Origin of the sequence: Lacrimispora sp. BS-2 (genome assembly GCF_040207125.1) — a bacterium.
Lineage (GTDB): Bacteria > Bacillota > Clostridia > Lachnospirales > Lachnospiraceae > Lacrimispora.
This window is the reverse complement of record NZ_CP157940.1, coordinates 2,474,929-2,488,257: the sequence shown is the minus strand read 5'-3', so window position 1 is coordinate 2,488,257 and position 13,329 is coordinate 2,474,929. Positions and strand designations below refer to the sequence as shown.

Below are 13,329 nucleotides of genomic sequence, written 5' to 3'. Positions count from 1 at the left end.
AATTATACTATAGTTGTGCTATGAGGGTCAAAGCCTTTATTAAAATGACTTTATTATCCTGTCTTTGGTAAGAGAAATGATAGGATTTTTTTTGTTTGGTAAAAATCAATAAAAAATAGAATAAAAAATTGGATAAAAAGTAGAAAAGATAATATAACGTTATATAACCATTGAATATAACGTTATATTATGTTATAAAGTAAGTAACAAATAATGACAAGGAGGGATAAGAAATGACCAATACAACAGCAGATATTCTTTTATTCTCTGACAACATCTTTACTGGACTTACGGATGAGCTGATAAAGGGCTATGTCGCTATTGAAGGTAATCAGATACTGAAAGTTGGTACCAACAATGATTATCAGACCTTGGTTGGAGAAAAGACGAAAATATTGGATTTGAAGGAACAACTGGTAGCACCTGGATTTATTGATGTTCATACCTTCTTCACCGGATACGCTATTTTTCATATCGGTATGGACATGGCTGGTGCAGAGACCCCGGAGGAGTGTATGAAACGCCTGAAGATCTACGCCGGACAAAAGGGCGCAAAGGATACGCTTTTCGGACATGGCTGGAAGCCGGAGGGATTTCCGGCAGAAGCAATGGAACGGCATTTAAACGAGGCTTATCCAGATAGAGGCGTTATTATCTTCGCGGCGGACAGAAGCACCTGCATCATGAATGATCATGCCAGGAATACCTACGGATTTACCCCGGAGAAATGTTATCCGGAAGCTTACTACAAAATCATGAGAGAGTATCTCAATGACAGAGGCTTCATCCAGAGAGAATTTTCAGATTATATGAAGTTGATGAATAGCAGGGGTGTAACGACAGTTAAGGAAATGGGCTTCGATGATTATTATGGCTTTGATAATTTTCTCAAGGAAAAGGAGGAAAATAAAGAGCTGACCATGCGGATCTTCTTCATGTCCCAGCCGGTAGGAGAACAGATCAACATCGAACACGGCATTCGGATGCGGGAGAAATTTACAGGGGATTTTGTAAGATTTTCCGGTTACAACCGTATGACGGACGGCACGGTGGCAAGCCATAAAGGGGATCTGTTAGAGCCATATGAAGGGCAGGACTATTGCTGCGGAGTCCACATTGACTATGACTTAATTGAGAAGGAAGTACATTTGGCAGATGAAAATGGATTTCGTTATTCCCTCCATGCACAGGGAGACGGGGCGGTGCATAAAGTGATGGAGATTTTCGGAAAATGTAAGAAAGAGAATGGTAAGCTAGTGAACCGGCATGCGGTCACTGATCTGGAATTTTCCAATCCGGCAGATTTGGAGAAAATGGGAGAGCTCGGTGTGATAGGAGAGATTTATTTCCAGATTATGTCCCTTGATCCCGGAGATGCGGTTAAGGAAAACATCGGGAAGACTATTGGTATGAAGCGTGGGAAATACTACTGGAACCGGAGAAAAATGCTGGACAGCGGTGCTGTACTTTCAGGGGCCACAGACTTACCGCTTATGATTACCGATATTCCCCAAGCGATTTATCATGGATGCGGCGGTTACTTCCCGGAAGGTGGACAGCCTTTTAATAAGCAGAACACGATTACGGTTTCAGAAATGCTGAAAGCATGGACCTACGGCGGTGCGGTGAATTTAAGTATGGAGGAAAAACTCGGTACCTTGGAAGATGGTAAGCTGGCAGATATCACAGTTTTGGAACGCAATGTATTTGAAGTACCAATGGAGGAGATGAGAGACGTAAAAGTTTCTTTGACGATAGTTAACGGAGAGGTTGTATACGAGAATAATGGGAGAACAGAATATGAATGAAAAAAAGAAATTTAAACTTCAACTGCCGCACGTTTATACTCTTGCATTTATTCTGATTATTGTATTTGCCGTTTTGACATGGGTAGTGCCAAGCGGACAATTTGAAAGACAGCTGATTGATACACCGGCAGGTGAACGTGAGGTGGCAATTTCAGGTACTTACCAGGTGGTTGACAAGGTGACAGACGGCGGGGATCTGCGCCAGGGTATTCTGGAAATACTGATGGCGCCTACAAGAGGTATTCAGGCAGCTGCGGACGTAGTGGCTTTTATCCTTTTAATTGGCGGCACATTCCAGATACTTACAAAAACAAATGCCATGAACAGGGGAATCCGAAAGGTCATTAGCAAGCTTCAGGGGAAAGAGAGGCTGCTGATACCTATTATGATGATTCTTTTGGGAATCGGAGGAACTACGTTTGGTATGTCGGAAGAAGTCATTCCCTTTTATATCATGCTGATGCCAATCTTCTTTGCTATGGGATATGATTCCATGACGACATTCATGGTTGTATTCTTAGGTCCGCAGATCGGTTATGCAGCGTCTACAACAAACCCCTTTAATGTATTAATTGCTCAGGGTGTAGCTGGAATTCAGGGGAATCCGCAACTCATTTACCGTTTTGCATGGTGGATCATCATGATGGCTGTATCTGTTGCTTATGTAATGCGCTATGCCGCTAAGGTACACAAAAATCCTTCGGTTTCTATTACTTATAATGATGATATTCTGAAAAAACAGGAATTTGCAATGGATGAAGGCGATACATCCTTTACGCTCCGTGACAAACTGGTGCTTGTTGTATTTGGCCTGGGAATGGCAACTATTATCTTTGGAATTTTAAAATATGGATGGTACATGGATGAAATTTCTGCAATCTTCCTGGTTATGGGTATTCTTATGGGAATCGTAGGAGGAATGAAAGAAAAGGAAATCGCAGAAGAATTCGTAATTGGTGTAAAAGACCTGGCATTTGCAGCAGTTGTAGTCGGTGTCTGCCGCGGTATTCTGGTCGTTGCAGAAAACGGTATGATCATTGATACAATCTTAAATACACTGTCAAGCAGCCTTGAAAGCTTTAACAGTGTGGCATTTACTACAGTGATGTATGTGGTTCAGTCACTCCTGTCCTTCCTGGTACCTTCTTCTTCTGCGCTGGCATCATTGACCATGCCGATTATGGCGCCTCTTTGTGATCTGCAGGGAGTGAATCCGGAGGCGAGCGTAACCGTATTGCAGTTTGCGAACCAGTTGACCAATATGATCAGTCCAACCGCAGGTATGACCGTAGCAGGACTTGCAGTGTGCAGGATTTCCTTCGGACAGTGGTGGAAGACGATCTGGAAATTTTTTATGGCAGTAACCGTATTAGCTTTGGTATTTTGTGCGGTATCAGCAATCTTATAAGACGCTGTATGCCTGCAGAAAAAACATAAGCAATCATTAGAAATAAATAAAAAAGGGTGAAAGAAAAATCATGAACGAAAAAGAAATGACAAAAGCAATTTTATCTGGCAGAGAAAAAATAGAGGATGTTTATTTTGTGGCATGCGGAGGTTCCTTGGTGGATCTGTATCCAGGATATTATTTTGTACGCAGTGAGTCCAAAACAATGCATGCTGACTGGATTACAAGCAAGGAATTTGTGGTAACTCCTCCAATCCACCTTGGAAAAAACAGTCTTGTATTTATCTGCTCCCATGGAGGTAATACAAAAGAAACCGTCGAAGCCGCCCATATGGCAAGAGACTTGGGCGCCGCAGTAATCACAATGACCCACAATCCTGATTCTGCGTGTAACGATGATTCTATGATGCCGGTTATTTATGACTGGTCAGATCATGTGAATGAAAAAGAAAAACCACAGGGAATTGTTCTCCGTGTATTAAATGAACTCATGAAAGCTCAGGAGCCGGATTATATAAAATACGATGCGGTAAAAGACGGTCTGGAAAAAGCAGACGAAATCGTCCGTGCAGCCATAACAAAGGTAAAAAACCGGACATGGCTTTTTGCAGAAAAATATTATAAGGAAGATTTTCTATATATTATGGGCTCCGGCGCTTCCTATGCAGCAGCTTACGGTTTTGCAATCTGTTCCCTTCAGGAAATGCAATGGATGGATTGCTGCTACTTAAATTCGGCAGAATATTTCCACGGACCGTTTGAGGTGACCGATGAGGAGCATCTATACATCCTGCTGATGAGCAGAGGAAGAAACCGTATCATGGATGAAAGATGTCTTGCCTTCCTTGAAAAATACGGAAAAAAATACGAAGTAATTGATGCGGAGGAATTAGGCCTGGACATGATCGATGACAGCTGTGTTGAATATTTCAACCCGATGGTATTCTACGCAATGAGCGTTGCTTACAGAAATGCGCTTCAGGACAAAAGATGCCATCCAACAGATATGAGACGTTACATGGGGGTTGTAGAGTACTAAAATAAATAAAATGGCGAGGTGTGGATCATGGACAAATATGATGTAAGTGTACTGGGATTTGGTGACAATGTGGTAGATAAATATGTGCATATCAAGATGATGTATCCAGGCGGAAACTGCGTGAATTTTGCAGTATATGCAGATATGTTCGGAGCAAAAAGAAGCGCTTATATGGGATACTTCGGAGATGATGCAGAAGCTGAGCATGTAATTGCCACTTTAGAAGAAATCGGAATTGAAATGATTAAATGTGAGCAGCTGGAAGGTGAGAATGGCTGTGCAAAAGCAACTGTCATTGATGGGGACCGTATATTTCTAGGTTCTAATGAAGGCGGTATCAGGGGAAAAACTCCTTTTATTCTGGACCGTTTTGATCTGGAGTATATAAAACAGTTTGACCTGGTTCATTCAGGAAATTACTGCTTTATGGAACAAGAACTTCATAAGATTCGTGAGGCAGGGATCCTTGTTTCCTTTGATTTTTCCGATGACTCCACAGAGGAATATTACCAAAAGGTGGCTCCGGATGTTGATTTTGCTTTCTGCTCCTTTGACGGAACCAATGAAGAAGCAAAAGAGCATTTGAAAAAGGTGGTTTCCTACGGCCCGAAGCTGGCAGTGGCGTCAAGAGGTGCTGACGGCTGTATCCTGTACGATGGTAAAAGTTTCTTTATGCAAAAGGCTGCACCTGTTGAAACAGTGGTGGATACCATGGGTGCCGGAGATTCTTTGATCACTTCCTTCATGGTTAGTTATGTTGCTCATCTTAAAAAAGGTGAGGCAGATGCCGGTGCAATTACAGAAAGCCTGCAAAAAGCAGCAGGCTTTGCAGCAAAAGTCTGCGGAATCAGCGGCGCATTTGGATACGGTAAAATATACGAATAAGAGAATGGAACCATAAGCACCCAGAGATTTTTATAAAAAATAATCAGGAGCAGATGAATTGCGACATATAGATGTCATATTCGGTATGCTACAATCCTCTTATCATAGAAAGAAATACCTTATAGATATCCCACTATGCCACAAATCAGGCGGGAAAAAGGAAAAGAGGTAAGAAAAATGGATTTTGAGAGGGTTGAACTTAAGGAAAAAAAGGTAGTTGGGCTGCTGGCCCGGACAAACAACGCATCACCGGATATGGGAAAGGTGATCGGCGGCCTGTGGGAAGGCTTTTACGGAAAGGGCATTTATTCTGCCATTAAAAATAAGAGCAATGACAAGGCCCTGGGAATCTATACAGATTATGCAGGAAGGGAAATGGACGATTACAGTGTGATAACAGCCTGTGAAGTAGAGGCTGCAAAAGAGATCCCGGAGGGCACGGTGGCAAGGACCATTCCAGCAGGAACGTATGCAAAATTTGTGGTAAGGGGAAACATGATAACGGCAGTGGCAGAATTCTGGCAGGAGCTTTGGAAGATGGATCTGCCGAGAGCCTTTGCCTGGGATTTTGAAGAATATCAGAATGGGGACATGGAGGATGCACTGATTCATATTTATATCGGTTTAAAGGATTGATAAAAGAACAGGAGGGAGCCGCCAGCGGTTTTCCCTCCTGTTCTTTATTAATAGACGACTTCCTGATATCCTTCTGTGGAAGGAAACTCAATGGAAACAGCCTTTCCTGGATTGTTGTAATCCAGATTCATGTTCATGAGCATACCCATGGTTTCGTCCTCTTCGGTTATGGTCATGTATATGGAGATTGCCTCCTTGGAAAAATAGCCTTCCGGGCTGATGACTGCCTTTCCGTCAACCCGGCTGATCTTAAAATTGGAATCAGAAAGGGTGGGCCATATCTCGTCGCAGAAATCGGCCAGGTACCTTTCCAGTCCTTCTGTTTTGCTGGAATACAAAAGAATCTTATTACCGGCGTCACCGTCTGCAATCTGTACGTTATCCAGGAAAGCTCCAAACTGCCCGGTCAGTCCTCCTAAAGTGATATTTCTGGTCATATCTTCATATCCGATTTTCATTTTATATTTTTCATACATCCCCCCATCCAGATAATAGCAGCCATTGGTGTAGAAAGAGGTTTCTGAATTGCGTATCCCCAGCATATCCATCCTGGTCTGGGAGAGAAATTCCATGTTCGGAGTATTTAAGTCATGGTATTGAAGCAGCATATTCATGGAGACCGGGATCTCCAGCCAGTCATAGGAAAGGTTCATTTGGATGTCTGCCGCGATATCAAGGCCCGGCAGCCCGGAACTCTTCTGGTCTGCTTCCTGGTAAAGCTCCAGCCCCTTCTGGTTGATGATCCGCGCCGCAGACGGGTTTGATGCCCTTTGGCGGATAATGCCCTGATCAGTCCATGCGCCGGATTCATTGACCGTGCTGCCGTCCGGGGCAGTGGTTTCGGTCAGAAGATAACCGTTTTCATCAAAATAGTAGCATTCTGCTGTTCCGTCTCCGTCGGAGTCGATCCATTTCCAGGCGGAGGAGGGATAGGATTTATCTTTATCCTGCCACCACCAGCCAGTGCTATCCTGCTTCCAGACTCCCGCAAGGGCGGTTGATGCCATGGATATGGAGAGAAGCGATGCAACTGCAAATAATTTTATGATTTTTTTCATGCTTTTTCATTCCTCCTGCTTGTTATATTCGCCCTTATGGTGAGAAAGGCTTAGACAAAGCTTCCGGTTACTGCATTTATTTATTATTGTACCATATTTTGGTAAATACAACAAGAAAATACTGTCTCAGGTGTTCGATCAGGATTTTACTGTTCCCAATAATGATTGATTAATATTTGTCAATATGTTAAAATATGGAAGGAATAAAAAGAGGATGCAGGGAGTGCCGGGTATGTACTCCGGTTCTTTGCAATCGATGATGAAGCGATTTATGAAATGAATTAATTTTATGAAAGGTAAAACAAAACATGAATAAACAAAAGATTACAAAAAATGCTATTCTTCTTAGTATCATAGGGATCATCCTGTGTGGCTGTGCCGGCTGTGTGCCACAGAAAAAGGTACAGCCGGAAATTCTTTGGATCAACGGTACTTATGCAGTTTTAACAGAGCTTAACGGCGGAGATTATACGCTCTTTGGGGGAATGAAGGCGAATGAAGCCAATAAACAGCTTGAGCTCAGGGCATTGGACGAATGGTGGGGTGTAACGGACAGAGCCGGCGCGGACGAAAATTTAAACTGGCTGCTTGACGAAGGGCACCGGACCGATTATGCTTCGCTGATGCAGTCGCTGGAGGAGGATGGCGCATCGGAACTGGAACAGGCGGAACTGGTTGAATATTTTAGTGATGTTACAGGTGATGAAAATGAAGCTTTTTATCTTGCAAAAGGATATGACGACTACATAAAATACGGAGCAGGGGCCATTGACGGCTGGGATTACTGCCGAGCTGCATCCTTGTGCGGCTGGTATTATATTGCCGGATATTATACGGAACAGGAGGCACTGGACAAGTCCCTTGAAATAGCACAGATGATTCAGAAAAGGTTTTCATCATGGGATGAAATGATGGACAGTTACTTAAGAGGGTATGAATATTGGGCATATGAAAGCGGAGATGCCCGGCGCGAAGTCTATGAAGATATCAAAACAAGGGATAACAGCCCTTACCTGCTGGATTGGAACCTTCCGCTGGTTGAAAGCAAATAATCGTTTCATAGGGGTATTCAAGTGTTAAAAAAGTCGGCAGCCTGCCGACTTTTTAATATCATACAAAGGAGTCTTTCCAGTGTTCAAACAGCTCCATGTCGGAAGCCTTAAGCTTTAAATTAGTTGTAAGGTCTTTTCCTTCCGGTGATGTAATGCGAATTTCCATCACACTTCCTTCTTTTAACGGGCCGTTTAAAGCTGCTTTTAAGAACAGGGGGAATTTAGGGTGGTTATCTTTAAAAACAGCCCAGGATTCCTTTAACTGCATCAGGTTCATTAAGTTCATTTAACTGATCCTTTCTTTCTTGATTGTTAGGCATATCCTAGCATAAATGGAAAAAGGAGTCAATAATTGTGCTGCATTTGCCAAATGCCGGCTTGCGGCGCCTTACTCATTGCTTTCACGGTATAATGGGAACATAAAAGAAAGGATTGCCTATGAAGATTGACAGACTTATCGGAATTTTGTCCATTCTGCTTCAGGAGGAAAAGGTAACGGCTTCTTATCTTGCAGAAATCTTTGAGGTTTCAAGAAGGACCATAAACCGGGATGTGGAAGTCCTGTTAAGGGCGGGCATTCCCCTTGCAACTTCCCAGGGGAAGAATGGGGGGATATCCATCATGCCTGCCTACCGGATCGACCGGACGGTGCTTACTTCCTCTGAAATGCAATCCATACTGACCGGACTCAGAAGTCTGGACAGTGTGGCGGGAACCAGCCGGTACCAGCAGTTAATGAAAAAGCTGTCAGTGGACCAGGCATCGGTACAGGTCCCGGAAAGCCATATCATGATTAACCTGTCCTCCTGGTATAAATCTTCCCTGTCCCCAAAGATAGAGCTGATTCAGGAAGCCATTGAAGCCAGCCACTCCATAAAATTCTATTATTATGCTCCCGGCGGTGAGACGGAAAGGATCATTGACCCTTATCTGCTGGTATTCCAGTGGTCCTCCTGGTATGTGTGGGGATATTGCAGGGAACGGAAGGATTTCCGCATGTTCAAGCTGAACCGGATCCAGGAGCTTGGGGATACCGGTGAACATTATGAAAGGCTTCCCATTCCTCCCTTTGAGTGCTTTCCGGAAAATCCATACCCCGTTAGTTTTAATGTTACCGCGGTTTGCGAGCCGGGGATAAAGTGGCGTCTGATCGAAGAGTTTGGAATCGGTTGTTTTAAGGAACAGGAGGATGGAAAGCTTTTGTTTGAAGCAGGCTTTTCCAACAAGGATAATCTCTTTGGATGGCTCTTAAGCATGGGAGACCAGGTTGAACTAATGGAGCCAGAGGAATTCAGAAAAGACATGGAAGAGCTGGCCATGGGAATTTATGAAAAATATGCCGGGAAAAGGAAGGGCCTGCTTCTTGCAGATCGCGCCAAAGAAGGCTATAATAAAACATAAATTAATAGAAGCAGGTGAAATTTATGTATATAGCAGACTTGCATATCCATTCCCATTATTCCAGGGCGACCAGTAAGGATTGTTCATTGGAGTATTTGGACTTGTGGGCAAGGCGCAAGGGAATCGGTATTCTGGGGACCGGTGATTTTACCCATCCGGCGTGGCGTGAGGAATTAAAGGATAAGCTGACTCCTGCAGAGGAAGGGCTTTACATATTAAAAGAAGAATACCGGGTGGACAAGGGAGCCGGGCCGGAGGACAGTACTCCACGGTTTGTGATATCCGGGGAGATCAGCTCTATTTATAAGAAGAATGGGAAAGTGAGAAAGGTTCACAGCGTCATTCTCCTTCCAGGCCTTGAGGAGGCAGAGCTGCTTTCAAAAAAACTGGAGACCATTGGGAACCTTCATTCAGACGGCAGGCCTATTTTGGGACTGGATTGTCATGACCTTCTGGAGATCACCCTGGAATTATGCCCCAGGGCCATTTACATTCCGGCCCATATCTGGACGCCCCATTTTTCTTTGTTCGGGGCATTTTCCGGTTTTGATTCCATTGAGGAGTGTTTTGAGGATCTGACTCCCCATGTCCATGCACTGGAAACCGGGCTTTCTTCGGATCCTCCTATGATATGGCGTTTGTCGGCTCTGGACCGTTTTCAGCTGATTTCCAATTCCGATGCCCATTCCCCATCAAAGCTGGGCAGGGAAGCCAATCTTCTGGATATTGAATTGTCTTATACCGGGCTTTGGAATGCCATACAAAAGGGAGAGGGATTAGAGGGGACCGTAGAGTTCTTTCCGGAAGAGGGGAAATACCATTATGATGGCCACCGGAAATGCAGCCTCTGCCTCTCTCCGTCAGAAGCAAAGCAGTATTCCGGCAAGTGTCCGGTATGCGGCCGCAAGCTGACCACCGGCGTGTCCCACCGGATCGATCAATTGGCTGACCGCAGCCAGGGCTTTGTTCTTCCCGGCGGAAAGCCGTTTGAGAATCTGGTTCCTCTTTCTGAAGTCATTGCGGCTTCTATCGGATATACGGTTGCAAGTAAAAGGGTCCAGAACCAGTATGAATCCATGATAAGAGATTTAGGACCGGAATTTCCTATCCTTCGGGAATTGCCCCTGGAGGACATCAGGCATGCTTCCGGTGATATGATTTCAGAGGGAATCAGGCGGTTAAGAGAGGGAAGGGTCATATGTTCTCCCGGATATGACGGGGAATATGGGATCATCCGGCTGTTTGAGCCGGAGGAAATCAGCAAGCGGGGAAAAAACAGCTGAGCCTGAAAAGGAGAGCAGATATAATACAGTGACGGAAGGTTGGAAAATACCCGATGAGAAAGAAAAGTGTCAGTTATATACTTGAAAAACTGGACCAGATTTACGGTGTGACAAAGGAAGGGTTTTACCATCAGCAGCCCTGGCAGCTTTTGGCGGCCATCATGCTCAGTGCCCAAAGCACAGATAAACAGGTGGAGGAGGTGCTTCCCCAGCTGTTTCAGCGTTTTCAGACCGTAGAGCAGATGGCGGAAGCGCCCCTGGAGGAGATTGAGGATTCCATACGCTCCATCGGGCTTTATAAGAATAAGGCGAGAAATTTAAAAAAATGCTGCAGACAGATCGCGGAGGAATATGGAGGCCAGGTTCCAAGGGATATTGACGGGGTCCTGAATCTGGCCGGAGTGGGCAGAAAGACCGCCACCTTGTTTCTGGCAGATGCCTACGGAATACCCGGGGTCACAGTGGATACTCATGTATTCCGCATTTCTAAGCGGCTGGGCTGGGCTTCCGGGAAAAATCCGGCGGAGGTAGAATTGGAATTACAGACGATACTTCCAAAGGACCACTGGAACCGGATCAATTTTCAGCTTATTTATCATGGCAGGGCAATCTGTACGGCAAGGAAGGCAAAATGCGGGGAATGCATGCTAAGGGAATGGTGTGAGCAGATAATGGACAAAGATGGAAAAGGAGATAAAGAGATATCATGAAGCTTATGTTTAAACAGCGTTTTTTTTCCTGGTTTGACAGTTACGATATATATGATGAAAGTGGTGCTGCCGTATACACGGTCTGCGGAAGGCCCGCCTGGGGCCACAAGCTGGAAATCTATGACAACAGCGGCAATCACCTGGCCACCTTAAGGGAGCAGGTGCTTACCTTTCTGCCCCGGTTTGCCATCCAGATCGGCGGACAAACGGTGGGAACCATTACAAAAGAGTTTACTTTTTTCAAACCTTCTTTTTCCGTTGACTGCAATGGCTGGCATGTGGAAGGCAGTTTCATGGAATGGGATTACTCCATTCTTTCCCAGACCGGAAGCGTTGTTGCACGGATTGAAAAGCAGCTTTTTCAATTTACCGATACATACTTGATCGATGTGGCCAATGGGCAGGACAGCCTTTTGGCACTTATGGTGGTCCTTGCCATTGATGCGGTTAAATGCAGTCAAAACAAAGGCTGACGGATTTAGCTTCCACAGGTCTTCATCAGAAAACCATGAAACAATAACAATACAGCCTCCCTGCGGATTCTTAGAAACGGCGGGGAGGCATTTTTATTTTTCAAATTTTCAATACCTGATTGCCATGCGGCAAGCCATCCAGGTGGATTTTACTGACATGTTACCTATTGTTAATATTGTTGCATATGTTAAGGCCTATAAGCTGATTGCAGAAAAGGATGGTCACAGGAACAATTCCATTGCAAAAACCACCATGCAGGCGGCTATGGAAACCTGAAACAGGCTTTTTTCTTTATAAGCCAGAATGGCAGCCGTCAAAAGTGCTGCGGCGCCGGACCATATGCTTTTCGTGGCCGTAAGGATGGCAGGAAAGGTCATTACCGACAATGTCACATAAGGAACATAGTAAAGAAAAGACCGGATAAAGGGAACCTTTATTTCCCTCCGGATGAGGGTCAGGGGAAGGACGCGGATCAAGTAGGTAACTGCGGCCATGACCAGTATGTAAAGATAGATTCGGTTATTCATGGGAAACCTCCATAGTGTCAGGTACCGGGAACAAGGCAGCAGCAGTTCCCGCAATCACAACGGTCAGTATAATCAGTCTGAATCCGGAGGAAATCTTGTGCAGTGCCGGAATCAGAAAGAACAAAAGGCTAAAGGCCATGGAAAAGGCGGTAACTCCTGCCAGAACACGGTTTTTCTTTGCAGGCGGAATGATAATTGCCAGAAACATCCCATACAGGGCCACCCCTAAAGCGCTTAAAGCTCTTTCAGGCAGAAGGCGTCCAAAGTAAGCGCCGGCTGCGGTTCCCAGTGTCCAGCCCGGAATGGCGAGCAGAAACAGGCCGTAGCAGTACCATGGGTTTAAGGGCCCCGGCTTACACACGGAAACACCGAAGATTTCATCTGTTATTCCGTAGCCGATCAGCAGGCGGTGATAAAATGGGGGTGTCTTGTCAAGCTTTTGGGAAAGGGAGCAGGACATGAGACTGTAACGCAGGTTGATGACTAACTGGGCAGCGGCCATTTCTGCAAAGGGAGCGCCTGCTGTGATAATGCCCAGGGCGGCAAATTGTCCTGCTGATGTTAAGTTGGTAAGGGACATCACAATAGACTGCCACGGTGACAGTCCCGATTTTGATGCTATAATTCCAAAGGTAAAGGATACGGCAATATAACCAAGAAAGATGGGGATCCCATCCTTTATACCGGATTTTAGCTGTTCTCTGCTGGTATTCATAACGCTCCTCCTCATAGGACGTAACCGCCCTTATCGTATTTATAAAATATACCATGAACCTTTACATCAGTAAAACAAATGTTTATAATGAAAACATTAGAAAAACTAATAATAAGGAGCTGGGAACATGAAGCGGTACTGACTCCTGATGGAGCAGAGCTTTTACCCTATATAAAGAATATATACCATGGTTACAGGGAACTTACGGAGAAGAGAAAAGAGATGGAAGGAATCCAGAATGCAGCCATCCGGATCGGTACCTTTGCCAGCAGGCAATTTCTGGAATATCTCACAGAGGAATATGGGGAACTGAATCAGAACTATGGAGGATAA

Annotated in this window: 14 protein-coding genes and 1 pseudogene; 11 read left to right on the top strand and 4 right to left on the bottom strand. The window is 44.8% G+C overall.

What is annotated here, in order from left to right; genetic code table 11:
• The first annotated feature begins 233 nt into the window (after positions 1 to 233).
• From ABFV83_RS11820 to ABFV83_RS11800, 5 genes are all read left to right on the top strand, one after another.
• A complete protein-coding gene (locus ABFV83_RS11820; RefSeq protein WP_349944044.1) occupies positions 234 to 1,808 on the top strand; it encodes an amidohydrolase family protein in 1,575 nt (524 codons plus the stop codon).
• Complete coding sequence (locus ABFV83_RS11815; protein ID WP_349944043.1) at positions 1,801 to 3,216, top strand: Na+/H+ antiporter NhaC family protein; 1,416 nt, start codon at positions 1,801 to 1,803, stop codon at positions 3,214 to 3,216. The genes ABFV83_RS11820 and ABFV83_RS11815 overlap by 8 nt, the downstream gene beginning before the upstream one ends.
• Positions 3,217 to 3,286: 70 nt before the next feature.
• Positions 3,287 to 4,255 carry an SIS domain-containing protein gene (locus ABFV83_RS11810; RefSeq protein ID WP_349944041.1) on the top strand — a complete coding sequence of 323 codons (969 nt, stop codon included), beginning with the start codon at positions 3,287 to 3,289 and terminating at the stop codon, positions 4,253 to 4,255.
• A 27-nt stretch (positions 4,256 to 4,282) separates the two neighbouring features.
• Positions 4,283 to 5,140, top strand: coding sequence for a PfkB family carbohydrate kinase (locus tag ABFV83_RS11805; protein ID WP_349944040.1), 858 nt, complete (start codon positions 4,283 to 4,285; stop codon positions 5,138 to 5,140).
• A 177-nt stretch (positions 5,141 to 5,317) separates the two neighbouring features.
• Entirely contained in the window at positions 5,318 to 5,776 is a 459-nt protein-coding gene (locus tag ABFV83_RS11800; RefSeq protein WP_349944039.1) for a GyrI-like domain-containing protein, read from the top strand.
• Between the two features lie 47 nt (positions 5,777 to 5,823).
• Here the strand turns inward: ABFV83_RS11800 and ABFV83_RS11795 are convergent, their stop codons facing one another.
• Positions 5,824 to 6,834, bottom strand: coding sequence for a hypothetical protein (locus tag ABFV83_RS11795; protein WP_349944038.1), 1,011 nt, complete (start codon positions 6,832 to 6,834; stop codon positions 5,824 to 5,826).
• 308 nt (positions 6,835 to 7,142) lie between these two features.
• On the opposite strand from ABFV83_RS11795, the gene ABFV83_RS11790 reads away from it, so the two are divergent.
• Complete coding sequence (locus ABFV83_RS11790) at positions 7,143 to 7,886, top strand: DUF1266 domain-containing protein (RefSeq protein ID WP_349944036.1); 744 nt, start codon at positions 7,143 to 7,145, stop codon at positions 7,884 to 7,886.
• Between the two features lie 58 nt (positions 7,887 to 7,944).
• On the opposite strand, the gene ABFV83_RS11785 is transcribed toward ABFV83_RS11790, so the two are convergent.
• Positions 7,945 to 8,172 carry a hypothetical protein gene (locus ABFV83_RS11785; RefSeq protein WP_349944035.1) on the bottom strand — a complete coding sequence of 76 codons (228 nt, stop codon included), beginning with the start codon at positions 8,170 to 8,172 and terminating at the stop codon, positions 7,945 to 7,947.
• A gap of 152 nt (positions 8,173 to 8,324) precedes the next feature.
• Between ABFV83_RS11785 and ABFV83_RS11780 the strand changes: the two genes are divergently transcribed.
• From ABFV83_RS11780 to ABFV83_RS11765, 4 genes and pseudogenes are all read left to right on the top strand, one after another.
• Complete coding sequence (locus ABFV83_RS11780; protein WP_349944033.1) at positions 8,325 to 9,287, top strand: YafY family protein; 963 nt, start codon at positions 8,325 to 8,327, stop codon at positions 9,285 to 9,287.
• Between the two features lie 23 nt (positions 9,288 to 9,310).
• A pseudogene (locus tag ABFV83_RS11775) lies at positions 9,311 to 10,546 on the top strand (endonuclease Q family protein); the annotation flags it as partial.
• 77 nt (positions 10,547 to 10,623) lie between these two features.
• On the top strand, positions 10,624 to 11,280 hold the full coding sequence (nth, locus tag ABFV83_RS11770; RefSeq protein ID WP_349944031.1) for an endonuclease III: 657 nt from the start codon (positions 10,624 to 10,626) through the stop codon (positions 11,278 to 11,280).
• Positions 11,277 to 11,753: an LURP-one-related family protein gene (locus ABFV83_RS11765; RefSeq protein ID WP_349944030.1), complete on the top strand. Its 477-nt coding sequence runs from the start codon at positions 11,277 to 11,279 to the stop codon at positions 11,751 to 11,753. The genes nth and ABFV83_RS11765 overlap by 4 nt, the downstream gene beginning before the upstream one ends.
• A 222-nt stretch (positions 11,754 to 11,975) precedes the next feature.
• Here the strand turns inward: ABFV83_RS11765 and ABFV83_RS11760 are convergent, their stop codons facing one another.
• Both ABFV83_RS11760 and ABFV83_RS11755 read right to left on the bottom strand, forming a co-directional pair.
• Positions 11,976 to 12,281, bottom strand: a complete 306-nt coding sequence (locus ABFV83_RS11760) for an AzlD domain-containing protein (RefSeq protein ID WP_349944028.1) — start codon at positions 12,279 to 12,281, stop codon at positions 11,976 to 11,978.
• Entirely contained in the window at positions 12,274 to 12,996 is a 723-nt protein-coding gene (locus ABFV83_RS11755) for an AzlC family ABC transporter permease (protein ID WP_349944026.1), read from the bottom strand. Before ABFV83_RS11755 ends, ABFV83_RS11760 begins: the two co-directional genes overlap by 8 nt.
• An 87-nt stretch (positions 12,997 to 13,083) precedes the next feature.
• Here ABFV83_RS11755 and ABFV83_RS11750 point away from each other — a divergent pair, with 87 nt between their 5' ends.
• On the top strand, positions 13,084 to 13,329 hold the full coding sequence (locus ABFV83_RS11750) for a hypothetical protein (protein ID WP_349944025.1): 246 nt from the start codon (positions 13,084 to 13,086) through the stop codon (positions 13,327 to 13,329).